The 25,927-nt window shown below is 70.8% G+C and carries 19 protein-coding genes and 2 pseudogenes; 8 read left to right on the top strand and 13 right to left on the bottom strand.

Annotated features, from left to right (window positions below; all coding sequences use genetic code 11):
• Positions 1–469: 469 nt before the first annotated feature.
• The 3 genes and pseudogenes from AB0M99_RS32960 to AB0M99_RS32970 form a co-directional block, all read right to left on the bottom strand.
• A pseudogene (locus tag AB0M99_RS32960) lies at positions 470–1,081 on the bottom strand (aldo/keto reductase); the annotation flags it as partial.
• A 17-nt stretch (positions 1,082–1,098) separates the two neighbouring features.
• The gene (ltrA, locus tag AB0M99_RS32965; protein ID WP_365927036.1) at positions 1,099–2,919 is read right to left on the bottom strand and encodes a group II intron reverse transcriptase/maturase; all 1,821 of its coding nucleotides are present in this window, start codon (positions 2,917–2,919) and stop codon (positions 1,099–1,101) included.
• A gap of 664 nt (positions 2,920–3,583) precedes the next feature.
• Positions 3,584–4,006 (bottom strand): annotated as a pseudogene (locus AB0M99_RS32970) (aldo/keto reductase); the annotation flags it as partial.
• Between the two features lie 129 nt (positions 4,007–4,135).
• On the opposite strand from AB0M99_RS32970, the gene AB0M99_RS32975 reads away from it, so the two are divergent.
• The 5 genes from AB0M99_RS32975 (at position 4,136) to AB0M99_RS32995 (ending at position 9,914) form a co-directional block, all read left to right on the top strand.
• On the top strand, positions 4,136–4,897 hold the full coding sequence (locus AB0M99_RS32975) for an isoprenyl transferase (protein WP_365927038.1): 762 nt from the start codon (positions 4,136–4,138) through the stop codon (positions 4,895–4,897).
• A 424-nt stretch (positions 4,898–5,321) separates the two neighbouring features.
• Positions 5,322–6,638 (top strand): PhoH family protein, encoded by a 1,317-nt coding sequence (locus AB0M99_RS32980; RefSeq protein WP_365927040.1) that lies wholly within the window; start codon positions 5,322–5,324, stop codon positions 6,636–6,638.
• 406 nt (positions 6,639–7,044) lie between these two features.
• Complete coding sequence (locus AB0M99_RS32985; RefSeq protein ID WP_365927105.1) at positions 7,045–7,761, top strand: transglycosylase SLT domain-containing protein; 717 nt, start codon at positions 7,045–7,047, stop codon at positions 7,759–7,761.
• A gap of 109 nt (positions 7,762–7,870) precedes the next feature.
• Positions 7,871–9,241 carry an AI-2E family transporter gene (locus tag AB0M99_RS32990; protein ID WP_365927042.1) on the top strand — a complete coding sequence of 457 codons (1,371 nt, stop codon included), beginning with the start codon at positions 7,871–7,873 and terminating at the stop codon, positions 9,239–9,241.
• Positions 9,225–9,914 (top strand): hypothetical protein, encoded by a 690-nt coding sequence (locus AB0M99_RS32995; RefSeq protein ID WP_365927044.1) that lies wholly within the window; start codon positions 9,225–9,227, stop codon positions 9,912–9,914. Before AB0M99_RS32990 ends, AB0M99_RS32995 begins: the two co-directional genes overlap by 17 nt.
• 61 nt (positions 9,915–9,975) lie before the next feature.
• Here AB0M99_RS32995 and AB0M99_RS33000 read toward each other — a convergent pair whose 3' ends face one another.
• Positions 9,976–10,512: an alkyl hydroperoxide reductase gene (locus tag AB0M99_RS33000; protein WP_365927046.1), complete on the bottom strand. Its 537-nt coding sequence runs from the start codon at positions 10,510–10,512 to the stop codon at positions 9,976–9,978.
• A 3-nt stretch (positions 10,513–10,515) separates the two neighbouring features.
• On the bottom strand, positions 10,516–11,070 hold the full coding sequence (locus AB0M99_RS33005) for a peroxiredoxin (protein ID WP_365927048.1): 555 nt from the start codon (positions 11,068–11,070) through the stop codon (positions 10,516–10,518).
• Positions 11,071–11,205: 135 nt separating this feature from the next.
• Between AB0M99_RS33005 and AB0M99_RS33010 the strand changes: the two genes are divergently transcribed.
• Positions 11,206–12,153 (top strand): LysR substrate-binding domain-containing protein, encoded by a 948-nt coding sequence (locus AB0M99_RS33010; RefSeq protein ID WP_365927050.1) that lies wholly within the window; start codon positions 11,206–11,208, stop codon positions 12,151–12,153.
• 33 nt (positions 12,154–12,186) lie between these two features.
• On the opposite strand, the gene AB0M99_RS33015 is transcribed toward AB0M99_RS33010, so the two are convergent.
• Genes AB0M99_RS33015 through AB0M99_RS33025 form a run of 3 tightly spaced genes read right to left on the bottom strand, consistent with a single transcriptional unit; the run spans position 12,187 to position 15,745 of the window.
• Positions 12,187–14,538 (bottom strand): FtsX-like permease family protein, encoded by a 2,352-nt coding sequence (locus AB0M99_RS33015; protein ID WP_365927052.1) that lies wholly within the window; start codon positions 14,536–14,538, stop codon positions 12,187–12,189.
• Complete coding sequence (locus tag AB0M99_RS33020) at positions 14,535–15,224, bottom strand: ABC transporter ATP-binding protein (RefSeq protein WP_365927054.1); 690 nt, start codon at positions 15,222–15,224, stop codon at positions 14,535–14,537. The genes AB0M99_RS33015 and AB0M99_RS33020 overlap by 4 nt, the downstream gene beginning before the upstream one ends.
• A complete protein-coding gene (locus AB0M99_RS33025) occupies positions 15,221–15,745 on the bottom strand; it encodes a PadR family transcriptional regulator (protein ID WP_365927056.1) in 525 nt (174 codons plus the stop codon). Before AB0M99_RS33025 ends, AB0M99_RS33020 begins: the two co-directional genes overlap by 4 nt.
• A 177-nt stretch (positions 15,746–15,922) precedes the next feature.
• Between AB0M99_RS33025 and AB0M99_RS33030 the strand changes: the two genes are divergently transcribed.
• Entirely contained in the window at positions 15,923–17,416 is a 1,494-nt protein-coding gene (locus tag AB0M99_RS33030; RefSeq protein WP_365927058.1) for a DUF2079 domain-containing protein, read from the top strand.
• 3 nt (positions 17,417–17,419) lie between these two features.
• Here AB0M99_RS33030 and AB0M99_RS33035 read toward each other — a convergent pair whose 3' ends face one another.
• Together AB0M99_RS33035 and AB0M99_RS33040 are read right to left on the bottom strand one after the other, a co-directional pair.
• The gene (locus AB0M99_RS33035) at positions 17,420–17,668 is read right to left on the bottom strand and encodes a hypothetical protein (RefSeq protein ID WP_365927060.1); all 249 of its coding nucleotides are present in this window, start codon (positions 17,666–17,668) and stop codon (positions 17,420–17,422) included.
• Positions 17,665–18,588 (bottom strand): SPFH domain-containing protein, encoded by a 924-nt coding sequence (locus AB0M99_RS33040; RefSeq protein WP_365927062.1) that lies wholly within the window; start codon positions 18,586–18,588, stop codon positions 17,665–17,667. The genes AB0M99_RS33035 and AB0M99_RS33040 overlap by 4 nt, the downstream gene beginning before the upstream one ends.
• A gap of 233 nt (positions 18,589–18,821) precedes the next feature.
• Here AB0M99_RS33040 and AB0M99_RS33045 point away from each other — a divergent pair, with 233 nt between their 5' ends.
• Positions 18,822–21,077, top strand: coding sequence for a transglycosylase domain-containing protein (locus AB0M99_RS33045; RefSeq protein ID WP_365927064.1), 2,256 nt, complete (start codon positions 18,822–18,824; stop codon positions 21,075–21,077).
• Between the two features lie 64 nt (positions 21,078–21,141).
• Here AB0M99_RS33045 and AB0M99_RS33050 read toward each other — a convergent pair whose 3' ends face one another.
• From AB0M99_RS33050 to AB0M99_RS33060, 3 genes are all read right to left on the bottom strand, one after another.
• On the bottom strand, positions 21,142–23,394 hold the full coding sequence (locus AB0M99_RS33050; RefSeq protein ID WP_365927066.1) for an ATP-binding SpoIIE family protein phosphatase: 2,253 nt from the start codon (positions 23,392–23,394) through the stop codon (positions 21,142–21,144).
• 254 nt (positions 23,395–23,648) lie between these two features.
• Positions 23,649–24,356: a DUF402 domain-containing protein gene (locus AB0M99_RS33055; protein ID WP_365927068.1), complete on the bottom strand. Its 708-nt coding sequence runs from the start codon at positions 24,354–24,356 to the stop codon at positions 23,649–23,651.
• A gap of 91 nt (positions 24,357–24,447) precedes the next feature.
• Complete coding sequence (locus tag AB0M99_RS33060) at positions 24,448–25,863, bottom strand: class II fumarate hydratase (RefSeq protein ID WP_365927070.1); 1,416 nt, start codon at positions 25,861–25,863, stop codon at positions 24,448–24,450.
• Between the last annotated feature and the right edge of the window lie 64 nt (positions 25,864–25,927).

Raw genomic sequence — 25,927 nt, forward strand, 5'->3', positions numbered from 1 at the left:
GGCGCGTGGCGGCCCCACCCGCGCCGCCCCCCCCCACCACCCCCCACCCACCCCCTAGGGCCGCCGGGCCGCCCGGCCCGTCCCCCGGCCCTCGCCCTCCCGGGAGGGGAGGTCGCGTCAAGCCGACGCGCTCGTGGGGGGTCCCTCTTGGGTGGTACGGGTGGGGGGTATGATCCGCAGGGCTTCCCGCGGGCCGTCGCCGCGGCGCCCGGTGGGGGCTCGCCCTTGCGGCGCCCGGCCTCGGAGGGTCCGGGAGCGGTTCGCGCCCGGGCCTTCCCGGGCCGCCCGGACACTCACCGAAGTGCTGCCGGGCGACTTCGGAGCGTAATCATCACGCGCCAATGCACGCATCACGCTTTACGAAGGGTTATGGTGGAACCCCCCCCTCGGGCCGGTCCGTATCCCCCCCACGGACCGGCCCGTTTTTTGTTTCCCCGCCCCCGGCCGGCCCGCTCGCCAAACGCGCAGGTCAGCCGCGCTGGGCCCAGATGTTGGCGCCGGGGGTGGACACCGCGAAGGAGTCGATCTCCTTCAGCTCCTGCTCCGACAGCGCCTCGCCGGCCAGCGCGGCCACGTTCTCCTCCAGCTGCTTCACGCTCGAAGCGCCGATCAGCGCCGAGGTCATCCGCTCGTCGCGGAGCACCCAGTTGAGCGCCAGCTGCGCCAGGCTCTGCCCGCGCCGGACCGCGATGTCGTTCAGCCCGTTCAGCCGGCGGAGCACCTCGTCCGAGAGCAGATCCGGGTTCAGGGACTTGCCCTGGGTGGCCCGCGAGCCCTCCGGGATCCCCTTCAGGTACTTGCCGGTCAGCAGTCCCTGCGCGAGCGGCACGAAGGAGATGCAGCCCATGCCGGCCTCCTCCAGGGTGTCCAGCAGGCCGTCGTCCTCCGTCCAGCGGTTGATCATGGAGTACGAGGGCTGGTGGATGAGGGGGCGTACGCCCATCTCCTTGAGCAGCCGGGCCGCCTCGGCCGTCTGCTCCGCGGTGTAGGAGGAGACGCCGACGTAGAGCGCCTTGCCCTGCTGGACCGCGGACGCGAGCGCGCCCATGGTCTCCTCCAGCGGGGTCTCCGGGTCGAAGCGGGTCGGGTAGCCGGGGGTCATTGCTGAACCCCCGGCCCCCTCAGAACCGGGCGTGCGGCTTTCACCGCACCCGGCTCAAGCACGTCCTGTGGGCTGCTCTGCGCCTTGCCCTCTTGGGCATGGCGCTGGTGGTGGCACTGCGTGTGCAGGAGCACCAGGTTCTTGTAGTCGTTGGTCCCGCCGTGCACGCGGTAAATCTTGTGGTGCACGTTCAGGGCCTTTCGGCGCGCGTCGAACCACGCAATCCAGTCATGGACGTTGTCCGGTTCAAACTCCGCGCCTTCTACAAGATCCAGACCGCATTCCGGGCAGAGACCCTTCTGCTTCGCCGCCAGGGACTGGAGGAACTTGCTCTCCGTCTCCAACTTGCTCCGCTTGCTGGCCCTGTCTTTCCAATACTGCGTCAGCGCCGGGTCATCCTTCGAATGTGAGTCCATGACCGGGACGTGACGAACGATCTTCGTGTGGGTGGCCGGAGTGATATACCCCGTGTCGTCCCCGAAGATCCAGCGGTTCTGACTTCCCTTGATCCGCTGTTTCCAGTAGTGGCTGGCGATCCAGACCCTTCCCTTCCTCCGGTGGTTCCTGTTCGCCCACTGCCAGAGCTGGTTGAACAGAAGCCAGTCGAGGTGTTTGAAGGCATCCTTTGAGCTCCACGGCCGGTAGTACGCGGTCCACCCCCGGATAAACGAGTTCACGTGACCGATCAGACGCTTGGTCTCGTGTCCCCGGTTCTCCCGGACGATTTCCCTGATACGTGCCGCGGCGCTCTTCATGGCATCCTTGCTCGGCCTGATGAGAGTGATGCCGTTGTCGTACCGGCGGACGTTGCCCCCCAGGAAGTCAAAGCCTTCGGTGAGGTGAACGACTCGTGTCTTTTCCTCATTGAAGGCCACCCCCCTCGGTTTGAACCATTCCGCCAGCCGTCGCTTCGACTCGTACGCCTGCTCCTCCGTGTGGCACATGACCACGAAGTCGTCCGCGTATCTCACCAGTGCGGGAGAGTCTTCCCTGACCGCCCTGTGGGCGCCCTTCTTGCGGTAGACCACACCCGCTGCCTTTTCCATCCCGTGGAGGGCGATGTTCAGGAGAAGAGGACTGATTACGCCGCCCTGCGGAGTTCCCTCCGTGGTAGGCGCGAACCTTCCCTTGTCCATTACCCCGGCCTTCAGCCATCCCAGGATCATTTCCCTTCCGGGGAACTTTCCGAGGGAGGTCATCAGGTGCTGGTGGCTGATGCCGTCGAACGCAGCCGAAAGGTCGGCGTCCAGCACCCACACCCTGTGAGCCTGCTTCTTGCCAGCGATCTGGTAGATCGCTGCCATCGCGTCGTGGCAGCCCCGTCCGGGGCGGAAGCCGTAGCTCCTCGCCTCGAAGCGGGCCTCCCACTCGGGCTCCAGGGCGTTCTTGACCCTGGCCTGCTGTACCCGGTCACGGATGACCGGGATGCCCAGCGGCCTTGTCTTGCCGTTGGCCTTCGGGATGTTTACACGCTTTACCGGTGACGGTTTCACATTCTTCTCCGCGATCAGATGCCTCGCGAGGAGGCCCCTTTCCTGCGGAGTGAGCGCTGTGTCGCCGTCTACGCCGGCCGTCTTTCGCCCCCTGCTCACCTGCGTTACCCGCCGGACACTCAGGAGAGTGTTCGCCGTCGAACGCAACATGAGTTTCTGGAGGTTCCTGACCTTCGGCATGTCGTATTCCTGAGCAGCCTTGAAGATCCTCTGCCTAAGCCTTCTTACGTCCGCGTCCACCCGGTTCCAGTCAATGCTGTGCCAGGCTTCGGCGTCGTCGCCGGTTTCGTTCCAGAAGGACTTCCGTCCCACGTACTCGTCCATCTGTCCTCCCTGTCTAACGTGCACCGTCGTTATGTCGGCGTTGGTTTGCCGGTTCTTCAAGGACGAACCTGGTCCGCGTGGGCCCCCTTTCGGACCCGGCCATGAGGCCGGTATCCACCGGGTTATAGCTGGAGGGTGAAGCCCCTTTTTCCAGCCTTTCCCCTGGGCTTTCGCCCCAGTGGCATTCGCTTCTCGGACCATCCTGCGCCCGCAGAGGTTCTGTGCCTTTGTTACCTCTGGCCTACCCCCATCTCTGGGGGACCTCTACGGGGTTGTCTAGTTCCACACAATCAAGTTGCGTTCGGGGTGGGTGCCGTCTCTATCCCGGGAGCCACGGTGACCTATCCGCGCCTTCACAGCCAGCTTGGCGGATCGTGTGAGGGAATCTCGCCCCCTGCTCCTTTTCCGCCCGGTCGCAACCCACTAGGGCGGTTCGTTCTTTACGAGACCTCAATGACGATTCACTTACGTTCACCCGTCCGAACTTCCACCGGACCCGTGCCGTTGCAGTGGACGCTTCGGCCTTCGGTCGCGAACTCAGGCTTCACACGAAAGGATTACTCCCGACGCATGCTGAGCGGTGGACGGTCCATTGGTCACAGGACCGGCCTGCCCCTATCTCCTTACGGGCAGGCCCTTGATTGTGCGACTTCTAGCCGCACTGCGAGTAGAAGATGTCGACGTAGTCCACGCCCATCCGCTTCAGCGAGGCGTCGAGCGAGCCGAGCAGGTACTTGCGGCTGCCCCACTCGCCGTACGGGCCGGGGTGCATCAGGTAGCCGGCCTTGGTGGACAGCACCAGCTCCTCGCGGTGGGACGCGAAGTCCTGCGCGAAGATCTTGCCGAAGTTCAGCTCCGCCGAGCCGGGGGGCGGGCCGTAGTTGTTGGCCAGGTCGAAGTGGGTGACGCCGAGGTCGAAGGCCCGGCGCAGGATCGCCCGCTGGGACTCCAGGGACTTGTCGTCACCGAAGTTGTGCCAGAGGCCGAGGGAAATCGCGGGGAGCTTGAGGCCGCTGCGGCCCGTGCGGCGGTACTCCATGGAGTCGTACCGCGAGGGTTCTGCCCGATAGGGATTGGTATCAGTCACGATGTCCTCCCTATCACGGACTTGTGACATCCCGAGTTGGGTACCGGATCCCGCCGAGCAGTAATGTGGCGGACTCGGGGGAGGGACCGCAATTCGCACGGGGGCATTGCTCGGAGGGGCTGGAAGATCGTGAAGCTGCGCGACCTGGTGTACAGGCTCTACGCACGCCGGGTGGAAGGCCGCCTCGACCATGACGCGGCGCCCAAGCACATCGGCGTCATCCTGGACGGGAACAGGCGCTGGGCCAAGGCGTCCGGAGGCACGACGGAGCAGGGCCATCAGGCCGGAGCCGACAAGATCTCCGAGATGCTCGGCTGGTGCACCGAGACCGACGTCGAGGTCGTCACCCTGTGGATGCTCTCCACGGACAACCTGGACCGGCCGGAGGTCGAGCTCCGCCCGCTGCTCAACATCATCGAGAACACCGTCCGGGGCCTCGCCGCGGACGGCCGCTGGCGCGTGCACCACGTAGGCAACCTCGACATCCTGCCCGCCGGGACGCAGAGCGTGCTGAAGGAGGCCGAGGAGGCCACCCACGGCATCGACGGGATACTCGTCAACGTCGCCGTCGGATACGGCGGCCGCCAGGAGATCGCCGACGCGGTCCGCTCGCTGCTCCTGGAGCACGCTTCGAAGGGCACCTCCTTCGAGGAGCTCGCCGAGATCCTGGACATCGACCACATCGCGGAGCACCTCTACACGCGCGGCCAGCCCGATCCGGACCTCGTGATCCGCACCAGCGGCGAGCAGCGCCTGTCCGGATTCATGCTCTGGCAGAGCGCGCATTCCGAGTACTACTTCTGCGAGGTCTTCTGGCCGGCCTTCCGCAAGGTCGACTTCCTGCGGGCCCTGCGCGACTACGCGGCCCGCCACCGGCGGTACGGGACCTGATCCGCCCGGCCGGCGGCAACCCCCTGGTCTGACGCCCTTTCGGCAGTCGCCCCGCACCACCCGCGGCGCGCCCCGGTCCTTCCGCGGCGCGCCGCTGCCGCGTCCGCGGGCGTCCCCGGGGACCCTCCGGCGCCCCGGCACCCCCTCCTCGCGAGGCCTTCACCAGGGATTCACCGAGCGTCCGTCATATGCCATGGCATGGCTGGACCCATTCGGGGAATATCCCTTGCAGGTCGATGCCCGATCCACGGGTGTCGAGTCTCAGCGGACGGCATGGGGCCGTCCGCCCGGGAGGCCCTTTGCACCAGGACGAACGTGCGGTTCGCACGGACGGAGTGGAGGGCCGGAAATCGGCCCCGGCATGGGTGCCGATGACCGGTCCGGTCTTCATGGCCCGACCTCTTCCGAGGGGGTACGTCCTTCCGTGGTGACCAGCACAAAGCGCCGCCTGCCCGACAGGCGGACCTACGTCCTCGACACCAGCGTCCTGCTGGCAGACCCCAACGCGATCTCCCGCTTCGACGAGCACGAGGTCGTGCTCCCGATCGTGGTGATCACCGAGCTGGAGGCAAAGAGGCACCATCCCGAACTCGGCTACTTCGCACGGCAGGCCCTGCGCCTGCTCGACGACTTCCGGGTCCGGTACGGACGCCTCGACGCCCCCATCCCGCTGGGCGATCTGGGCGGCACCCTGCGCGTCGAGCTCAACCACTCCGACCCGAGCGTCCTGCCCGCCGGCTTCCGACTGGGGGACAACGACTCGCGGATCCTCGCGGTCGCCCGCAATCTGCAGGCCGAGGGCTACGACGTCACGGTGGTCTCGAAGGATCTCCCACTGCGCATCAAGGCCTCCTCCGTGGGGCTGATCGCCGAGGAGTACCGCGCCGAGCTCGCGATCACCGATGCCGGATGGACCGGCATGAGCGAGCTCGCCCTCTCCGGCGAGCAGGTCGACCTCCTCTACTCCGAGGACCGGCTCTACGTACCGGAGGCCGCGGAACTGCCCGTGCACACCGGACTGGTCCTCCAGTCCGAGCGCGGCAAGGCGCTGGGCCGGGTCACCGCCGACGGGAACGTGCGGCTCGTGAAGGGCGACCGGGAGGCCTTCGGGCTGCACGGCCGCAGCGCAGAGCAGCGGATCGCGCTGGACCTGCTGCTCGACCCGGAGATCGGGATCATCTCGATGGGCGGCCGGGCCGGTACCGGCAAGTCGGCGCTGGCGCTCTGCGCGGGCCTGGAAGCGGTGCTGGAGCGGAGGCAGCATCAGAAGGTCATGGTCTTCCGGCCGCTGTACGCGGTGGGCGGCCAGGACCTCGGGTACCTCCCCGGGGACGCCTCCGAGAAGATGAGCCCGTGGGCCCAGGCGGTCTTCGACACCCTCTCGGCGGTCGCCGGGCGCGAGGTCATCGAGGAGGTGCTGAACCGCGGGATGCTGGAGGTCCTGCCGCTCACGCACATCCGCGGGCGCTCGCTGCACGACGCCTTCGTGATCGTGGACGAGGCGCAGTCGCTGGAACGCAATGTCCTGCTGACCGTTCTGTCCCGTATCGGGGCCAATTCGAGGGTTGTCCTGACCCACGACGTGGCCCAGCGGGACAACCTGCGGGTCGGCCGGTACGACGGAGTCGTCGCCGTGGTCGAGAAGCTGAAGGGGCATCCGCTCTTCGCGCACGTCACGCTGACCCGCTCCGAGCGCTCCCCGATCGCCGCGCTGGTCACCGAGATGCTGGAGACCCTGTAGGGCCGTACGGCAAGGAAAACCAGCCCAAAACACCCATAGCGGGAAGGTGAGTTGACGCCGCCCGGCAAAGGCCCAGGAGCCTAGCCGGGCGGCGTCGTGCTGCACAGGGATTTCGCGGAATCAATGGAGACATGGCAGGTGTGACCTTTCCCACGCAACGGAGAATTGCCCTGCGGCGTGGCGGTCCGGCAGAGTCTGTTTTCCGTCAGGCCCCGCATACGGCACACCTGTATCTCCCTTGAGATGCGCGCAGCACCACAACTCCACAGTCGTTCGCCGTATGCCGCCCGAGCATCACGCGGCACTCCCGCAAGGGAGTTGCCCACGGGCCCGCGCCTCCAGTGACCGCAGAACCGTGGAGGCCAGTGTCGAGGGGCACTCTTGCGCCGCGCGGTCACTGCGGACGCTGCTGGAAGGACACCGTGTGAGCCGGATCTCGGTCCGGGGATTCGCAGTTGCTTCGGCCACTGCGGTCACCACCGTTGGCGCAGTCGTGGGCGTTGCCACTGGCGACCCCGCCTCGAACGATCTTGAGACGACCGCGTCCGGGACGACTCTCCTCACTGACATCCCGGTCGGCGACCACGCTCAGGTCCAGAACGCGTCCCTGACGCAGCAGGCCGACGCCATCGCCCACGCCGCCGACGCCGACGCCAAGCGCTCGGCCGAGGAGGCAGCCCGTATCCAGGCCGCCCAGGACGCCAAGTCGAAGAAGGCCGAGGCCCAGAAGGCGGCCGACGAGAAGGCGAAGAAGGAGCGCGACGCGAAGGAGCAGGTCGCCAGCCGCTCCGCCGCCCGCGACGGCGCCGACTTCGAGGTCCAGGCCTCCTACACGGTCGCGCAGGTCAAGGCGATCGCCCAGCAGATGGTTCCGGCGGGGCAGTTCCAGTGCTTCTCCAACATCATCAACCAGGAATCCACCTGGAACTACCTGGCCGTGAACAAGTCCTCGGGCGCGTACGGTCTCGTCCAGGCCCTGCCCGGTTCGAAGATGGCCTCGGCCGGTGCCGACTGGCGCACCAACCCCGCCACCCAGATCGAGTGGGGTCTGAACTACATGAACGGGCGCTACGGCAGCCCGTGCGGAGCCTGGAACTTCCACCAGGCCAACGGCTGGTACTGACCGGCTCCGCCGCACAACCTCGAAGAGCCCCGCACCGTCCTACGGTGCGGGGCTCCTCGCGTGTACGGTCTTTCGAGGGGTGTCCAACGGGCGGGGGGAAGGGATCGACATGGCGAAGAGGTCAGGCTGGCTCGGCCGGCTCGGTAGCAGGCTGAGCCGGATGGAGGCCCGCCTCGACGAGCGGCGTGCGGAGGTCGAGGCCGAGACCTCCGGCGACCTCCCCGAGTCCTCGCGCGCGCCCGCGCCCGCACCCGTACCGGCGGCCGCCGTGACCGCGCCCGCACCGGCGCCCGCGCCCGTGACCGCCGAACACCCCGTCCTCCCCGAGCGTCCCGCCCCGGCGAGCGTGCTCCCCTGGGGGCTGCGGGTCGCGGCCGAGGCCAGCTGGCGGCTGCTGCTGCTCGCCGGGATGCTCTGGGTGCTGATGAAGATGATCAGCGAAGTCCGCCTGGTCGTCCTCGCCTTCGCCGCCGCCCTGCTCGTCACGGCCCTGCTCCAGCCCTTCGTGGTCCGGCTGCGCCGGCTCGGCCTTCCGCGCGGGCTCGCCACCGCGGTCACCGCGGTCCTCGGCTTCGTGGTCATCGGGCTGGTCGGCTGGTTCGTGGTCTGGCAGGTCATGGAGAACCTCGACGACCTCTCCGACCGCGTCCGCGACGGCATCAACGAACTCAAACTCTGGGCACTGGACAGTCCGTTCCACGTGACCGAGAAGCAGATCAACGACATCGCGAAGAACCTCAGCGAGACCATCGGCACCAACACCGAGCAGATCACCTCCGCCGGCCTCCAGGGCGTGACGGTCCTCGTCGAGGTGCTGACCGGCATCCTCCTCGCGATGTTCTCCACGCTCTTCCTGCTCTACGACGGCAAGCGCATCTGGAACTGGGTCCTCGGCCTGGTCCCGGGCGCCGCCCGCCCCGGAGTCGCCGGCGCCGGACCGCGCGCCTGGCGCACCCTGACCGCGTACGTGCGCGGCACGGTCCTCGTCGCGCTCATCGACGCCATCTTCATCGGACTCGGCCTGTACTTCCTGGACGTGACGATGGCGGTGCCGCTCGCCGTCTTCATCTTCCTGTTCGCCTTCATCCCGCTCGTCGGCGCGGTGGTCTCCGGCGCCCTCGCGGTGGTCGTGGCGCTGGTGACCCAGGGGCCGTTCACCGCGCTGATGGTGCTGCTCGTGGTCCTGGCCGTGCAGCAGATCGAGGGGCACGTGCTGCAGCCCTTCATCCTGGGCCGGGCCGTACGCGTCCACCCGCTCGCGGTGGTGCTGTCGGTGGCGGCCGGCGGGATGATCGCCGGCATCGGCGGAGCGGTGGTGGCCGTGCCGCTGGTCGCCGTCACCAACACGGTGGTGGTCTACCTGAGGGCGTACTCGCGCGACCGGCTGCGGCACGGCGCCTCGCCGGTCGGGCCCGCGCCGCACGGGGCGACCGCCGTGGGTTCGGCCGCCCGGGAGGCCGCGCATGATCAGCGAGCCTGAGCTGGAGGGGGAGTGGCCCCGGGCGGCCCCGGAGTCCCCGGCCGGTCCGGCGCAGGAGCCGGCCGCGGCGGGCGGGTCCGTACGCGGGCCGGCCCGGCCCTGGTTATGGGCCCTGGGCGGTGCGGTGCTGGCGTCCGCCGTGTGGGCGGGCGCGTGGACGCTGGAGGATCGTTTCGCTGACGCCGGGCCGCCCATCGCGTACCGGCACTCCCAGGACCTGTGCGCGGACGCCAAGATGCAGGCGCTCGGCAAGCTGGTCGGGGGGTTCGACGGCGGCGGCATTCCGCACCACGCCGAGACCCCGGCCGTGGACTGGTCGTACTGCTCGTACGCCATGCGGTGGGGCGAGGACCGGCTCAACTACCAGGTGCAGACGGCCGTCGAGGCGCACCGCAAGACCGACCCCGAGCCGGAGTTCGGCACGGGGCCCGGCTTCGACCCGGACCTGCGCATGAGGATCGCCACGTCGGAACTGGTTCCCGGACTCGGCGAGCGGGCGCTGATCGCCGAGTACGCGGGCGCCTGCCGGATCGACGTCCTCGACGGCGGCGTGGTCCTCTCGGTCGTCGTCCAGTGGTTCGGGCAGGAGGGGCAGCCCGAGCCCGACGGGGACGCGCTCAAGGCGGCGCTCATCGAGGACGCGCGCGAGCTGATGGCCGCGCTCAGGAAGTGAGAGAAGCGAAGGACCCCGCGGCCGGGAACGGCAGCGGGGTCCTTCGTCGTGCTGGGCGGTACTACTCGGCGGCGAGGGCGGCCTCGGCGTCGAGGGTGACGGCTACGGCCTGGATCACCGAGGCGATCTTGAAGGCCTCCTGGACCGTCTCGCGGCCGACGCCGGCCTTGCGCAGGACCTGCTCGTGCGAGTCCAGGCACTGGCCGCAGCCGTTGATGGCGGAGACGGCGAGCGACCACAGCTCGAAGTCGACCTTCTCCACACCCGGGTTGCCGATGACGTTCATCCGCAGGCCCGCCCGCAGGGTGCCGTACTCCGGGTCGGAGAGCAGGTGCCGCGTGCGGTAGAAGACGTTGTTCATCGCCATGACCGCGGCGGCGGACTTGGCGGCGGTGTACGCCTCGGGGGAGAGGTTCGCCTTCGCCTCCGGCTCCAGCTCACGCAGGACGCGCGGGGAGCGGGCGGCGATCGCGCAGGACAGGACCGTGCCCCACAGCTGCTGCTGCGGGAGGTCGCTGTTGCCGATGACCGAGCCGAGGTTCAGCTTCAGGTCCTTGGCGAAGTCCGGTATGGCGGACTTCAGGGCGTCGAGGGACATCCGTCACTCACCGGCCAGCAGCGCGCCGGCGTCGAGGGTGCCCTCGCCCTTGTTCCAGTTGCAGGGGCACAGCTCGTCGGTCTGCAGGGCGTCGAGGACCCGCAGGACCTCCTTGGGGTTACGGCCCACGGAACCGGCGGTCACCATCGTGAACTGGATCTCGTTGTTCTGGTCGACGATGAAGACGGCGCGCTGGGCGAAGCCGTCCTCGCCGCGGACGCCGCACGCCTGCATGAGCTCGTGCTTGGAGTCGGCCAGCATCGGGAAGGGCAGGTCACGCAGGTCGGCGTGGTCCTTGCGCCAGGCGTGGTGGACGAACTCGGAGTCGCCGGAGACGCCGAGGATCTGGGCGTCGCGGTCCTGGAACTCCTCGTTCAGCTTGCCGAAGGCGGCGATCTCGGTCGGGCAGACGAAGGTGAAGTCCTTCGGCCAGAAGAACACCACGCGCCACTTGCCCTCATAGGTCTTGTGGTCGATCTGGGCGAACTCGCTGCCGGCCTCGAGCGAGACGCAGGCGGTCAGATCGTAGGTGGGGAACTTGTCACCGACAGTGAGCACGTGCTCTCCTTGCGGAATGGAAACTGACCCTTTTGGGGGATTTCCGAGGGGGTTGGACTGATCTCACATGCTGACACAGCTGCATTGATTACAGAAATAGCTACTGTTGTGTCGGGTGATCGGAGGTACCTATCAGTGGCCATCGGTAATAGGGGAGCGAAGCAGGCGACGCTCGCGCAGCTGCGCGCCTTCGTCGCCGTCGCCGAGCACCTGCACTTCCGCGACGCCGCCGCCGCCATCGGGATGAGCCAGCCGGCGCTCTCCGGCGCCGTCTCCGCGCTGGAGGAGGCCCTCGGGGTGCAGCTGCTGGAGCGCACCACCCGCAAGGTGCTGCTCTCCCCGGCGGGCGAGCGGATCGCGGCCCGGGCGCGGGCCGTGCTCGACGCGATGGGCGGGCTGCTGGAGGAGGCCGAGGCGGTACGGGCCCCCTTCACCGGGGCCCTGCGGCTCGGGGTGATCCCGACCGTGGCCCCGTACCTGCTGCCGACCGTGCTCGGGCTCTTCCACCGGCGCTACCCGCGCATGGACCTCCAGGTGCACGAGGAGCAGACGGCCTCGCTGCTGGAGGGGCTGGCCGCCGGGCGGCTCGACCTGCTGCTGCTGGCGGTGCCGCTCGGCGTTCCCGGCGTCACCGAACTGCCGCTCTTCGACGAGGACTTCGTACTCCTCGCGCCCCGGGAGCACCCCCTGGCCGGGCGCAGGGACATCCCGCGCGAAGAACTGCGGGGCCTGCAGCTGCTGTTGCTCGACGAGGGGCACTGCCTGCGCGACCAGGCCCTCGACATCTGCCGCGAAGCCGGGCGCACGAGCGGCGCCGACGTCACCACGACCGCCGCGGGACTGTCCACCCTCGTACAACTGGTCGCCGGGGGAATGGGGGTGACGCTGTTGCCGCGGACCGCGCTGCGGCTGGAGACCGCCCGCAACGAGTACCTGGCCACCGGGTACTTCGCGGAGCCCGCGCCCTCGCGGCGGATCGCGCTGGCCATGCGTACGGGGACGGCGCGGCAGGAGGAGTTCAGGGCCGTCGCGGCCGCCCTGCGCGAAGCCGTGCGCCCGCTCCCGGTGTGGCCCACCGACTGACGGGGGCGCTACCTGGAGCGGGCGGGGGTGCGCTCACTCCGTACGCAGTCCGTCCGGGCGCATCATCCGCAGCAGCGGCGGCATGCTGAGCAGGGTCACCAGGACGACCACGCCCGCGCCGGCGCCGACCAGCGCCAGCACCGCACCCCAGTCGACGCTGACGGGCATCTCGGACATCCTCAGCAGCACCGACCCGAGGGCCAGGCCCGTGGCGCTCGCCAGCACCATGGCCACCGTGACCGGCAGCGCGGTCTGCCACAGCACCGACAGGCTCAGCGTCCGGCGCGGGGTGCCGAAGGCGACCAGGGCGGACAGCAGCTTCCTGCGCTCGCGCAGCTGCTCCAGCTGTGCGACGAGCAGGCTCAGCCCGATCAGTACCAGCACCAGCGTCGCGCCGATGAACAGGCCGCTGCGGATCGCCCCGTACTGGGGGTCCAGCCGGGTCGGGGAGAGCGTGCCGACCATGGATGCCGGATCGGCCCGGAAGGCGGCGGTGCGCGCGAGCTCGATCGCGTCCGGCACGGCCGGGTCGAGCTGCACGAACACCTGTCGGAGGGCCTCGACCCCTTGCGGCGCGGCGGAGGGGGTCACCAGCAGACCGGAGCGCACGCGGCCGTCCGGGTCCGGACGGGCGGGTACGGTACGGGCGTTCGCCGGGACGGTCCACTCCACGACGCCCGAATCGAAGGCGTAGCCCATGACACCACCGGCGAAGAGCTTCTCGCCGGGCCGGGCGGTGGCTCCCGGGGACCCCCAGTCCGCACGGGGGTCGTCGGCCAGCACGAAGGCGTCGCCCTCGGCGCAGGCAGCCAGGCGCGCCACCTCGCGCAGGGCCTCGCAGGTGCCCACGGTGAGGTGGACGGTCCGGTCGGGCGACGGCACTTCGGCGGCCGCGCTGAGGCTGCTCAGCGCGGCCGCCCTGGCGACCCCCCGGGTCCGGGCCAGCTCGCCGGTCACCGCCTCCAGCGACCCGGTGCCGCTCGACGGGTCGACCGCCACCGACAGCGCGGCCCGCGCCGGATCCGCGCCGGTCTCCACGGTGTAGCCGCTCTCCGTGCCCGCGAAGAGCATCTGCAGGGCGATGGCTCCGGCCACCGCGACCGCGATCCCGTTGACCAGCCGGGAGGCCGTACCGCTGGCGACCTGGAGCCGGCGTACCGCGAGCTGCCAGGACACCGGACCGCCGGACAGCAGACCGGCCGTACGCTCCAGCAGCCAGGGCAGCAGGGCCGTGATGCCGACGAGCAGCAGGACGACGCCGACGCTGACCTGCACCTGGCCGAACTCGCCGCTGACGGTGCCACGGCCCATCAGCGGCGCGAGCAGGCCGAGTCCGCCGGCCGGCAGCAGCAGCCGCCACCAGATCCGGCGCCGGACCGGCGCGGCCGCCCGTACGACGCCCAGCGGTTCGACGAGCACGCCGCGGAGCGTGAACAGGGTGACGGCCACGGCGGCGGCCGGCACGGCGAGGGCGACGAGCGCGGCCAGCCACCAGCTCGGATCGAGGTCGGCCGGGAAGACGCTGCGCTGGGACAGCGCGAAGCTGCCCACGAGTTGACGGGAGGCCAGGAAGAAGGCGGCGCCGAGCAGCAGCCCGGCCAGGGCCCCGGCCAAGGCCTCGCCCGCCGCGATCCGGCGGACCATCCGGTGGTCGGCGCCGACCAGGCGCAGGGCGGCGAGGCGGCGGTCGCGGCGGTCACCGCCGAAGCGGACGGCCGCCGCGACGAACACGACGACCGGCATGAGCAGGGCCACGAAGGTCAGGACCACCATCAGGGCCAGCACCGGGTCGAGCGCGTCGGGTTCGGGATCGCCGCCGAAGGCCCTGGACCGGTGGACGATGCTGATCTCCGTGCCGGGCGGGCGCTCCAGTTCGGCGTTGCCCGCGTAGAAGTAGAGCTCGCCCGGCCCGAGCAGGCCCGCGTCGCCGATCAGCTCGGTGACCTCGCCCCCGAGGCGCTCGCGCAGCAGCGCCCCCTCGTCGGACTTCATCAGGCGGTCGAGGGCGGGGGAGACCGCGAGCCGGCCCGGAGCGGGGATCCGGCTGAGCCCGGGCGGTACGGGGGCCTCGGGGCCCTCGGCCTTGATGAGGACGCCCTCGATGCTCTTGCCGCGGTAGTCCTGGTCGGCCGACGCCGTGAGCAGGGTGTCGGGCCCGGGACGGTCGGCCTCCATCTCGACGGCGAGTCGGGCGTCGCCGCGGTCGGTCCGGGCCGTCAGCGCGCTCGGCAGGGCGGTGGTGACCAGCAGCAGGGCGACGCCGAGGCCGACGCCGACGCCGGTGAACAGGGTGCGGATCCAGCTCTCGCGGCCGCCGCCGAAGGCGAAGCGGACGCCCATGGCCAGGTCGCGCCACCAGGCCCGGCCGTTCTCCGTCAGGCTCATACGACGTGTTCCATGTCGCGGGACCTGCCGTCGCGCACGAGGATCTCGCGGTCGGAGTACGCCGCCACGCGCGTCTCGTGCGTGACGAGGACGACGGCGGCTCCGGCGGAGCGGGCCGCCTCGGTCAGCAGCCGCATCACCAGCTCGCCGTTGAGGGAGTCCAGGGCCCCGGTGGGCTCGTCCGCGAAGACGACCCGGGGCCGCGTGACGAGCGCGCGGGAGATGGCCACCCGCTGACCCTGACCGCCCGAGACCTCGCCGGGGCGCCGGCCTGCGACGTGGTCCACCTCCAACTGGACCATCCACTCCAGGGCGGTGGCCTCGGCCGCCTTGCGCCTGACGCCGCTCAGGCGCAGCGGGAGAGCGACGTTCTCCAGGCAGGTCAGCTCGGGGACGAGCCGGCCGAACTGGAAGACGAAGCCGAACTCGGTGCGGCGCAGGGCGCTGCGCGCCGCGTCGCTCATCCCGGCGATCTCGCGGCCGTCGTAGGTGATGGAGCCGGAGTCGGGCGGGACGATCCCGGCGAGGCAGTGCAGCAGGGTCGACTTGCCGGAGCCGGACGGGCCCATGACGGCGACGATCTCGCCGGGGTGGATGGTGAATTCGGCTCCGTCCAGCGCCTGGGTGGTCCCGTACGCCTTGCGCAGGTCCTGGGCGGCGAGCAGGGTGCCGGGCGGGATCCTCATCGGCGTATCTCCTGGGCGAGCTGGTCGAGGCGGGCCGCGGCGAGTTCCAGCCACCGCAGGTCGGCCTCCAGATGGAACAGGGCGTGGTCGCAGATCAGCTGGTCGGTGAGGCCGCCCTTGCGCTTGCGGGAGGTCAGGGTGCGCATGAGGCGCAGGTGTTCGGAGCGCTGGGAGTCCACCAGCTCCTGGGCGCTGCGGCCGGTGAGCAGCGCGAGGACGACCTTGGTGTAGAGCGTCGAGTGGAGGTAGGGCTCCGGCTTCTCGGGGGTGGCCAGCCAGGCGGCGACGTCGGTGATGCCGGCCTCGGTGATGGCGTAGCGCTTGCGCTCGGGACCGCCGTCGATCTCCACTCCGTCGACCTCGACGAGGCCGTTCTTCAGGAGGCGGGACATGGTCGAGTAGACCTGTCCGTAGGCGAGCGGGCGGTCGTGGCCGAATTTCTCGTCGAAGGTCCGCTTGAGGTCGTAGCCGTGCCGGGGGCCGGCCTCCAGCAGCGCGAGGAGCGTGTGACCGATGGACATGACAGCGACTATACACATGGTGTATACGCGTGGTGTATACGCACGGTGCAGCGGGCGCCGCGCACGCCGATGGGGGCCATTCGTAGGGACTCGGGTCCTCCTGGATGCCGCACGGCGCGGGGGCCGGAGGCGGCTGGCAGGTTGAGGCAGTCGGCCCCGCTTTCCGAAAGGCGCGCCATGCACGCACCCCCCTCCGACGTCGCCGCCACCCTCCCCCCGCAGCAGTCCGGACCCGCGGGCCGGACGGAGCCGGAGCGGTCCGCCGAGGCTCCGTACACGCCCCCGTGGTGGATCTGGACCCTCGCCGCCGGGCTCCTCCTCTGCTACCTGGCCCTGTCCCTGCGCATCCACCACCGGTTGCTCTCGCACAGCTACGACCTCGGCATCTTCGACCAGGTCGTCCGCTCCTACGCGGTGGGCCGGCTGCCCGTGTCCGAGCTCAAGGCCCCGGACTTCCCCATCCTGGGGGACCACTTCTCGCCGGTCCTCGCCGTCCTCGCGCCCCTGTACCGGCTGTGGCCCTCGGCCCAGACCCTGCTCGTCGCGCAGGCGGTGCTCGTCGCCGCGAGCGTGGTGCCGCTCGCCGGCTGGGCGCACCGGTCGCTGGGCCGGGTGCCCGCCGTGGTGATCGGGCTCTGCTACGGGCTGTCCTGGGGCATCGCGAGCGGAGTCGGCTTCGACTTCCACGAGGTGGCCTTCGCCCTCCCGCTGCTCGCGTGCTCGCTCGCGGCCCTCGGCTCCGGGCGGCTGCGGGCGGCCGCGTACTGGGCGGTGCCGCTGGTGCTGGTGAAGGAGGACCTCGGGCTGACGGTGGCCGTCATCGGCCTGGTCATCGCCTGGCGCGCGGGCCCGGGCGCGAGGCGGCTCGGGATCGTCACCGCCGTGGTGGGCGTGGCCGGGACGGCGTTGGCCATGCTGGTGGTGCTGCCCGCCTTCAACCCGGGCGGCGAGTACGCCTACACGTCGTACCTGGGCGGCTCCGAGGGCGGCGGGGCGGGCTTCTGGGCCGGCGCCGGGGAGCTGCTGCACGAGGCCACGGTCGGGCTGGTCACCCCCGAGACCAAGGTCTCGACCCTGGTGCTGGTGCTGGCGCCGACCCTGTTCCTGGCCCTGCGCTCGCCGATCGCGCTGGTGGCCCTGCCGACGCTGCTGTGGCGGTTCGTCTCGCAGAACTCGGCCCACTGGGGCACCGGTTACCACTACTCGCTGGTGCTGATGCCGATCGTCTTCGCGGCGTTCACCGACGCCCTGGTCCGGCGCGGCACCACGGTGGCCGGGCTGCGCCGGTACCTCGCGGGCGCGGCCGGGATCTGCCTGTTGCTGCTGCCCGGATTCCCGGTGTGGCAGCTGGTCCAGCCGGACACCTGGCGGGCGGACCCCCGGGTCGCCGTGGCGCAGGAGCTGATGGACCGGATCCCCGACGGGGCCACGGTCCAGGCCTCGGACGGGCTGGTGCCGCACCTGACCAACCGCACCAGCACCAGCCTGTACGGCTGGCCGCAGAGCCGGCCGCGCCCCGAGTGGATCATCGTGGACACGAAGGTGGCGCCGCACCGGCGCTGGCCGCTGTCCGTGGTGGAGGAGGCGATCGCCCTCGACATGGCGAAGGGCGACGGGTACCGGACGGTGGCCCAGCAGGACGGGTTCGTCCTGCTGAACCGCCGGCCCTGAAGGTCAGGAGTCCGGAGAGGTGCGGGGGCGGCCGCGGGGCGGGATCGGGCCGGCCCCGCCCGGGAGCCGGCCGGCCTCCGCCAGGGCCCGCCGGAGCAGGAACTCGATCTGCGCGTTGGCGCTGCGCAGTTCCTCGCCGGCCCAGCGCGCGAGCGCGTCGTGCACCTGCGGGTCGAGCCGCAGCAGCACCTGCTTGCGCGCCTGCCGCTTCGCCCCGGGGGCCGGGGCGGGGTCCTCCTCGGCGGGACTCACTGGTAGAGGGTGCCCGTGTTGACGACCGGCTGGGCCGCGCGATCACCGCACAGGACCACCATCAGGTTGGAGACCATCGCTGCCTTCCGCTCCGGGTCGAGCTCCACGATTTCCTGCTCGGCCAGGCGGGTCAGGGCCAGTTCGACCATGCCCACCGCGCCCTCGACGATCTGCTTGCGGGCCGCCACGACCGCGCCCGCCTGCTGGCGCTGGAGCATCGCGGAGGCGATCTCCGGAGCGTACGCGAGATGCGTGAAGCGGGACTCGATGATGTGCACACCGGCCGCCTCCACCCGGGCGTGCAGCTCGACGGCCAGCTTCTCGGTGATCTCCTCGGCGTTCCCGCGCAGCGACAGGCCGCCCTCGTCGTGGGAGTCGTAGGGGTACTCGATCGCGATGTGGCGGACCGCCGCCTCGGTCTGGGTCTCGACGAACTCCGTGAAGTCGTCGACCTCGAAGACGGCGCGCGCGGTGTCCTCGACCCGCCAGACCACGACCGCGGCCAGCTCGATCGGGTTGCCGTAGGCGTCGTTGACCTTCATGACGGCGGTCTCGTGGTTGCGGACCCGGGTGGAGATCTTCTCCCGCGAGGTCAGCGGGTTGACCCAGCGCAGGCCGTCGGTGCGGATCGTGCCGCGGTAGCGGCCGAACAGCTGGACCACGCGGGCCTCGCCGGGGGCCACCGTGTTCAGCCCGCTCATGGCCGTGATGGCGGCGAGGATCGTGGCGACGCCCGCGAATATCAGGCAGACCTTGAGGGCGGTGGCCGTGGCCGCGGCGCCGAAGGCGATCAGGCCCGCACCGGCCGCCAGGCCCACGAGCCCGAGCAGCAGCGCCAGTCCGCCGCCGACGCTGCGTGCGGCGAACTCCCGCGTGGCCGCGCCGGTACCCGACTCGATCTCCGTTGCCGTGTCTGTCATGATCTGCCCCGTTTCGCTTGTCGGCGGCCGGTCAGACCGCTTAGCAAAGTGATATCACTTTTCTGGCGGGCCGCAACCCTTATGGCTTTGCGTGCGTCGGTTCCATTGATGTGGGTGCTGATTCTCACGTCCGAATTGACCGGTTATAAGCACGGTTAGTCAACCTTTGTCACAGCCTGCGGTGTTAGCTTTCTGAGCTGATGTCGGGGGGGTAATCGAGCGGAGCGGGAGCGATGGGCCGAGCAGAAGCGCGACGGGCGCAGCAGCAGCGCGGTGCGCGGCGGGCGCCGCGCGAGCGCGCCAAGGGGAAGGGCAGCGCGGGCAAACCGACCGGCATACGCCGCTTCTTCACCTGGAAGAAGATCCTGGGCACGTTCCTCGGGCTGATCCTGCTCGGCATGGGCGCCCTGATCGCCCTCTACTTCTACGTGGAGGAGCCCGACCCCAACGCCGACGCCCTCAAGCAGAGCAACGTCTACAAGTACTCCGACGGCTCGGTCATGGCCCAGGACGGCAAGCTCAACCGCCAGATCCTGCCCATCAGCAAGATCCCGTCGGACGTCCAGACGGCCTTCATCGCGATCGAGAACAAGTCCTTCTACAAGGACAGCGGCGTCGACCTCAAGGGCATCGCCCGCGGTGTGTGGAACACGGCCACCGGCAAGGGCAAGGCCGGCGGCTCGACCATCACCCAGCAGTACGTCAAGAACTTCTACCTGACCCAGGACCAGACGGCGACCCGCAAGCTCAAGGAGCTGGTGATCTCCCTCAAGGTCGACCAGCGCATGGAGAAGCCGGACATCCTCGCCGGTTACCTGAACACCAACTTCTACGGGCGCAACGCGTACGGCATCCAGGCCGCGGCCCAGGCGTACTACGGCGTCGACGCCGAGAACCTGACCCTGGAGCAGGGCGCGTACCTCGCCGCCGTCCTCCAGGCCCCCAGCCAGTACGACTGGGCGACCGCCGGGGAGAACGGCAAGCGGCTGGTCATGGTCCGCTTCAACGCGGTCCTCGACAACATGGTCGAGATGGGCAAGCTGGACGCGGCCAAGCGCAAGGAGATGAAGTTCCAGGAGCCCATCAAGCCCAAGGCCGCCCCGGGCATGGAGGGACAGAAGGGCTACCTGGTCCAGGCCGCCGACGCGGAGCTGAAGAAGCAGACCGGCATGACCGACGCCGAGCTCAAGGCCGGTGGCTGGGAGATCACCCTCAACATCGACCCGAAGAAGCAGGCCGAGCTGGAGAAGGCCGTCCAGGACGAGCTGGAGTCCAAGCTCGACCGCAAGGGCCGCGCCGTCGACGGCGCCGTCCAGGCGGGCGCCACCTCGGTGGACCCGAAGACCGGCGCCGTCGTCGCGATGTACGGCGGCACCGGCCTGTCCGACCAGTGGGCCAGCAACGCGCTGCGCACCGACTACCAGCCGGGCTCGACCTTCAAGCCGATCGTGCTCGCCTCCGCCCTGGAGAACAAGGCCACCACCCAGGACGGCAAGCCGATCACCCCGAACACCCTCTACGACGGCACCAGCAAGCGCCCCGTGGTCGGCAGCAAGGTCCCCTTCAACCCGCAGAACCAGGACGACAAGGACTACGGCGACCCGATGATGACGGTCCAGTCCGCCACCAACTCGTCGGTGAACTCGGTCTACGCCCAGATGATCGTGGACACGAAGCCGCAGAACGTGAAGACGACCGGTCTCGCCCTCGGCATGCAGGACCGGCCCGGCTGGCCGGCGGACCAGCCGGCCATGGCCCTCGGCACGATGAGCGCCAACACCCTGGAGATGGCGGGGGTCTACGCCACCCTCGACAGCCACGGCAAGAAGATCACCCCGACCGTCATCAAGTCCGCCGTGCACGCGGACCGGGAGTACAAGCCCGTCCGCCCCGTCGGCGACCAGGCCATCAGCCGCGAGACCGCCGACACCGTCACCAAGGTGCTCACCGGAGTCGTCGAGGACGGCTCGGGCAAGGCCGTCAAGAGCTCCGTCTACGAGGCGGCCGGCAAGACCGGTACCACCGAGAAGAACGTCGCCGCCTGGTTCACCGGGTACACCCCGGAGCTGGTCACCGTCGTCGCCATGTTCGGTACCGACCCCACCTCCCACGAGCAGGTCAGCCTGACCGGCACGGCGGGCGGCGGCCGTGCGGGCGGCTCCAGCTTCCCCGCGGCCATCTGGAAGGCGTACACCCTGGCCGCGCTCAAGGGCCAGAAGACCGGCGACTTCGATCTGGAGGAGGCCAAGATGGGCCCGACCCAGACGCCGACGCGGAGCAACTCCCCGTCGAACACGCCGAGCCAGACCCCGAGCACGCCGGTGTACACCCCGCCGACGCAGAACAGCCCGGACCCGGGCACCTCCAAGCCGGTGGACCCGACCGGGAGCGCGACGAAGTCGCCGGACCCGACCAAGACCCCGACGAAGACCCCGACGAAGACCCCGGACCCGCCGGTGGTGCCGCCGAACCAGGTGCCGCAGCCGTAAGCGAACGAGAGCCGCCCCGCAGCCCGAAGGCTGCGGGGCGGCTCTCGTTCGCTCCGCTCCGGTGTCAGCGCCGCTCGGCAGCCGCCCCCGGCAGCGCGAGCTCGAACCAGACCACCTTGCCGCTGCTGAGGCGGGTGGCACCCCACCGGCGGGCCATCCGGTTGACCAGGAACAGGCCGCGGCCGCCCTCGTCGGTGTCCCGGGCCCGGCGCTGGCGGGGCAGCTGCGGGGAGTCGTCGCCGACCTCGCAGCGCAGTACGTCCGTACGCAGCAGGCGCAGGGTCACGGGCCGTTCGGCGTACCGCACGGCATTGGTGACCACCTCGCTGACCAGCAGCTCCAGGGAGTCCTGGAGCTCCTCCAGGCCCCACCGGGTCAGGGCACGGCGGGCGAACCGGCGGGCCCGGCCCGGCGCGGTCTCCTCCGGGTCCAGGAACCAGTACGCGACGTCGCTGGGCGCGATCCCGTCGAACCGGGCCGCGAGCAGCGCGATGTCGTCGTCCCGGTCGCCCGGGCCGAGCATGTCCAGCACGTCGTCGCAGAGCGCCTCCAGCGGCGGCGGGTGGTCCAGACCCGTCAGCTGGGCGGTGGTGGCCAGGCGCTCGCGGAGCTGCTCGATGCCGGTCCACACGTCGCGCAGCCGGGATTCCACCAGGCCGTCGGTGTACAGCAGCAGGGTGGCCCCGGCGGGCGCGTCCAGCTCCACGGCCTCGAAGTCCACGCCGCCGACGCCGATCGGGGCGCCGGGCGGTACGCGGAGCACCTCGGCGCGGCCGCCCAGGTGCAGCAGCACCGGCGGCGGGTGGCCGGCGTTGGCGATGGTGATCCGGTGCGAGACCGGGTCGTAGACCGCGTAGAGGCAGGTGGCCATCCGGTCGGAGCCCAGGCGCTGGGCCTGCTCGTCCAGGTGGTGCAGGACCTCGGCGGGCGGCAGGTCGAGCTGGGCGAGGGTCTGCGCGGTGGTGCGCAGCTGGCCCATGATCGCGGCGGAGGTCATGGAGTGGCCCATGACGTCGCCCACGACGAGCGCGACCCGGCTGCCGGGCAGCGGTATCGCGTCGTACCAGTCCCCTCCGACCCGGGCCGTCTCGGCGGCCGGCAGGTAGCGCGAGGCGAGGCGGACCCCGGTGGGCTGGGGGAGGCTGTCGGGGAGCATGGTGCGCTGGAGCTCGTCGGCGATGTACGCCTCGCGGCCGTAGAGCACCGCCTTGTCGATGCCGAGCGCGGTGTGGGTGGCCAGCTGGGCGGCGACCAGCAGGTCGTTCTGCTCGAAGGCGGGCCGGTCCGGGGTACGCAGGAACACCGCCGCGCCGATCACGCGCCGGCGGCCGCGCAGCGGAGCCAGGATGGCCCGCTGCCCGCGCGGGACGGGGTGCTCCGCGCCCAGCAGCTCCGGCAGCGCGGCCCGCGCGGCGGCGGAGGACCCGAAGACGGGCCGTACGCCGCGCAGCACCTCGGCGAGGGCTCCGCCGGGGCGGATCTCGCAGAGCTCGGCGGCCGGCAGGTCACCCTGCGGGCCGACCATCGGGAGCTGGCTGAAGTCGAGTTCGCCGCCCGGGGCGAGGGCCGCATGGGTGGCGGCGGCCGTGTCGGCGGCGGCCATGGCGCCCGTCACGCCGCCCGTGAGGTCGTCGATCGGACGGAGCCGGTCGGTGCGCCGCAGCCTTAAAACGACCGGGCCGACGGGGCGTTCGTCCCCGACCGGGAGCGGGTCGCGCAGGTAGACCAGGATGGCGTCCGAGAAGGTGGGCACGGTGGCCCGGCACAGGCCGAGCACGATCTCGTCGAGGTCGATCCCGCGCGCGATCCGGCGGGTGGCGGCGCCGACGAAGCGCAGCCGGTCGCCCTCGCGGCGCGCGGCGGTGGCCTCCCCGGCCGCGCCGCCCGGTATCGCGCCGCCGCCGTGGCGGCCCGCGCCGCCGGCCGCGGTGGCCGGGGCACCGGACGCGGGGGCGCCGGAGGGTCCCGGGCCCGTACCCGCGGCCGCGGCCCGGGCAGGGTCCTGGAGGGCGTCACCGGGGGTGTCGCCGCCCGCCGCCGAGGCCTTGCCCCGGGCGGCCTCGCCACCGCGTGCGTGCGGCAGGCGGCCGCCGGGCGTGCCCGCGCCCGTGCCGCGTACGGCCTCGGCGGCCGGCACCGGGGCCTTGCCGTGGCCCGGTTCGTCGCTTCCTCCGCCGGAGGCGCCGGAGGCGACGGCGACCTGGCCGAGCCCGCCGCGGGCCGTACCGGAGGAGGGCGCGCCGGAGCCGCCCGGGGCCGGTGTCGCGGCGGCCGTGGCGGGCTGCGGGCCCTCCTGCGAGGTGGGGTACTCCGTCACGCGTGGAATTCCGTCCGTTTGCGCTCGATGTGCGCTGCACTCAACTCGGTCAGTCGCGGTATACCCGCTCAGCGGCGGGGACACCATCACCCCGCGGTTCCGCGTCCCGCTCGTTACCTCATCGTCTCGCGTTGACCTCCGGTCAAGTCCGGCTCACGGCACGACATTTACGGATGGACGACCTCGCGGCGGCGCCGCGGGGAACCCGGCGGAGGACGATCCTATGTTTGCCCCCCGGGGGCGCATCAAGGGTCTCATGAGGTCATATGCGCCGGAGTGCGGTCCCAGTTCTCGGGCAGAACGGGAACTCCCCAGGCCGGGTCCGGTCTCCAGTCCTGCCAGCCGTCGCGGAAGGGCGTGCCCCAGTCCTTGATCACGTCCACCGCCGCGCGCCCGGCGGCCTGCACCCGCAGCGCCTGCTCCCGGTCCATCAGACCGGACCGCTGGGCCTGCGCGAACTCGTCCTCGTCGCGCCACTTCCACGTCCGGTCCGGGTAGACGGAGATGTCCAGGAAGTGGTCCTCCGAGTCCACCCCGCCCGACCAGCGCGAGCGGGGCTCCTCAAGGTTCACGTACCAGCTCTTGAACCGCCAGCCGTGCTCCCAGAACAGCCACACCGACCACGGCTCCCCGGGCCGCGCCAGCTTCAGCACGCCCGCCCCGAACCAGTGCGCGCGCACGGTGGTCCGCGGCGCGGTGTAGCGGGTGGCGAGCGGCTCCTCGTGCACGGGGCTCCCGTCGGCGAGCACCGGCTTGACGCACTCGGTTCCGGGGGCCATCCACACGGCGAGCAGCTCGTCGGTGTCCTGCACCACGGTCACCGGGCGGCAGATGTGCACCTGGCCCCTCAGGCCCGGGGCGTGGTCGCGGTACCGCCAGAGGATCTGCTCCCCGGGCGACCAGTGCGTGCCCCGCGCCCCGTCGTGCGCCACGCCGCCCCCGCGGCCTCCGGTACCTGTCATGCGCAGATCTTAGGGCTGGGGCCCGCGGCCCCGCTGCGGTGCAGGTCACGGAGGTGTTCGGGGACGGGAAACGACCGAATCCGGCCCCCGCTCAGGGTCGGGTCATACGCAGCACGTCAAGGGCCTGATCCAGTTCCTCGACGGTCAGATCGCCGCGCTCGATGTAGCCGGACTCCAGCACGACCTCCCTGATCGTCTTGCGGTCCGCGAGCGACTTCTTGGCGACCTTGGCGGCCTCCTCATAGCCGATGTACCGGTTCAGCGGGGTCACCACGGAGGGCGAGGACTCGGCGTACTCCCTGGCCCGGGCCGTGTTGGCGGTGATCCCGTCGACCGTACGGTCGGCCAGCAGGCGGCTCGCGCTGCTCAGCAGCCGGATCGATTCGAGCAGGTTGCGGGCCATCACGGGGAGCATCACGTTGAGCTCGAAGTTGCCGGCGGCGCCCGCCACCGCGACCGCGGCGTCGTTGCCCATCACCTGGGCGGCGACCATCAGGACGGCCTCCGGGACGACCGGATTGACCTTCCCGGGCATGATCGAGGACCCCGGCTGGAGATCCGGGAGGTTGATTTCGGCCAATCCCGTGCGCGGTCCGGAGGCCATCCAGCGCAGATCGTTGGAGATCTTGGTGAGCGAGACGGCGACCGTACGGAGCATCCCCGAGGTCTCCACCAGCGCGTCCCGGGCTCCCTGGGCCTCGAAGTGGTCGCGCGCCTCGGTGAGCGGCAGCCCGGTGGCCCCGGCCACCTCCGCGATCACGGCGGCGGAGAAACCGGGCGGCGTGTTGATGCCGGTGCCGACGGCGGTCCCGCCCAGCGGCAGCTCGGCCAGCCGGGGCAGCGCGGCGCGCAGCCGCTCCACGCCGTAGCGCAGCTGGGCGGCGTACCCGCCGAACTCCTGGCCCAGGGTGACCGGGGTGGCGTCCATCAGGTGGGTGCGCCCGGCCTTGACCACGTCGGCGAACTCTTCGGACTTACGCTCCAGCGAGGCAGCGAGGTGCTCCAGCGCCGGGATCAGCGTGCGCGTGACGGCCGCGGTCGCGGCGATGTGGATGGAGGACGGGAAGACGTCGTTGGAGCTCTGCGAGGCGTTGACGTGGTCGTTGGGGTGCACGTCGCGGCCGAGCCGCTCGGTGGCCAGGGTGGCGATCACCTCGTTGGCGTTCATGTTGGACGAGGTGCCGGAGCCGGTCTGGAACACGTCGACGGGGAAGTGCTCGTCCCAGCGGCCCTCGGCGACCTCGGCCGCGGCGGAGCGGATCGCCTCGGCGACGTCCTGGTCCACGACGCCGAGCCCGGCGTTGACCTTGGCGGCCGCGGCCTTGATCCGGGCCAGTGCCTCGATGTGGGCGCGCTCCAGGTGCTGCCCGGAGATGGGGAAGTTCTCCACCGCGCGCTGGGTCTGGGCCCGCCACTTGGCGTGCGCGGGGACCCGTACGTCGCCCATGGAGTCGTGCTCGATCCGGTAGGCGTTCCCGGCTGCTGCGGCCTGCTGATCTTCTGTCATGTTCGTGGCCTCCTCAAAAAGTTGAGCAATTGTCTTGTTCGAAGTGTTCCCAACTCCCCTACTG

The sequence above is a fragment of the Streptomyces sp. NPDC051183 genome, assembly GCF_040682455.1.
Classification (GTDB): Bacteria; Actinomycetota; Actinomycetes; order Streptomycetales; family Streptomycetaceae; genus Streptomyces.

Excerpts from the sequence above, each read along its gene's own strand:
- AB0M99_RS33040 (WP_365927062.1), bottom strand. The coding sequence starts at position 18,588 with ATGACAGACACGGCAACGGAGATCGAGTCGGGTACCGGCGCGGCCACG.
- AB0M99_RS33030 (WP_365927058.1), top strand. The coding sequence starts at position 15,923 with ATGCACGCACCCCCCTCCGACGTCGCCGCCACCCTCCCCCCGCAGCAG.
- ltrA (WP_365927036.1), bottom strand. The coding sequence starts at position 2,919 with ATGGACGAGTACGTGGGACGGAAGTCCTTCTGGAACGAAACCGGCGAC.
- AB0M99_RS33015 (WP_365927052.1), bottom strand. The coding sequence starts at position 14,538 with ATGAGCCTGACGGAGAACGGCCGGGCCTGGTGGCGCGACCTGGCCATG.
- AB0M99_RS33020 (WP_365927054.1), bottom strand. The coding sequence starts at position 15,224 with ATGAGGATCCCGCCCGGCACCCTGCTCGCCGCCCAGGACCTGCGCAAG.
- AB0M99_RS33055 (WP_365927068.1), bottom strand. The coding sequence starts at position 24,356 with ATGACAGGTACCGGAGGCCGCGGGGGCGGCGTGGCGCACGACGGGGCG.
- AB0M99_RS33000 (WP_365927046.1), bottom strand. The coding sequence starts at position 10,512 with ATGTCCCTCGACGCCCTGAAGTCCGCCATACCGGACTTCGCCAAGGAC.
- AB0M99_RS33060 (WP_365927070.1), bottom strand. The coding sequence starts at position 25,863 with ATGACAGAAGATCAGCAGGCCGCAGCAGCCGGGAACGCCTACCGGATC.
- AB0M99_RS33045 (WP_365927064.1), top strand. The coding sequence starts at position 18,822 with ATGGGCCGAGCAGAAGCGCGACGGGCGCAGCAGCAGCGCGGTGCGCGG.
- AB0M99_RS32995 (WP_365927044.1), top strand. The coding sequence starts at position 9,225 with ATGATCAGCGAGCCTGAGCTGGAGGGGGAGTGGCCCCGGGCGGCCCCG.
- AB0M99_RS33025 (WP_365927056.1), bottom strand. The coding sequence starts at position 15,745 with ATGTCCATCGGTCACACGCTCCTCGCGCTGCTGGAGGCCGGCCCCCGG.
- AB0M99_RS32990 (WP_365927042.1), top strand. The coding sequence starts at position 7,871 with ATGGCGAAGAGGTCAGGCTGGCTCGGCCGGCTCGGTAGCAGGCTGAGC.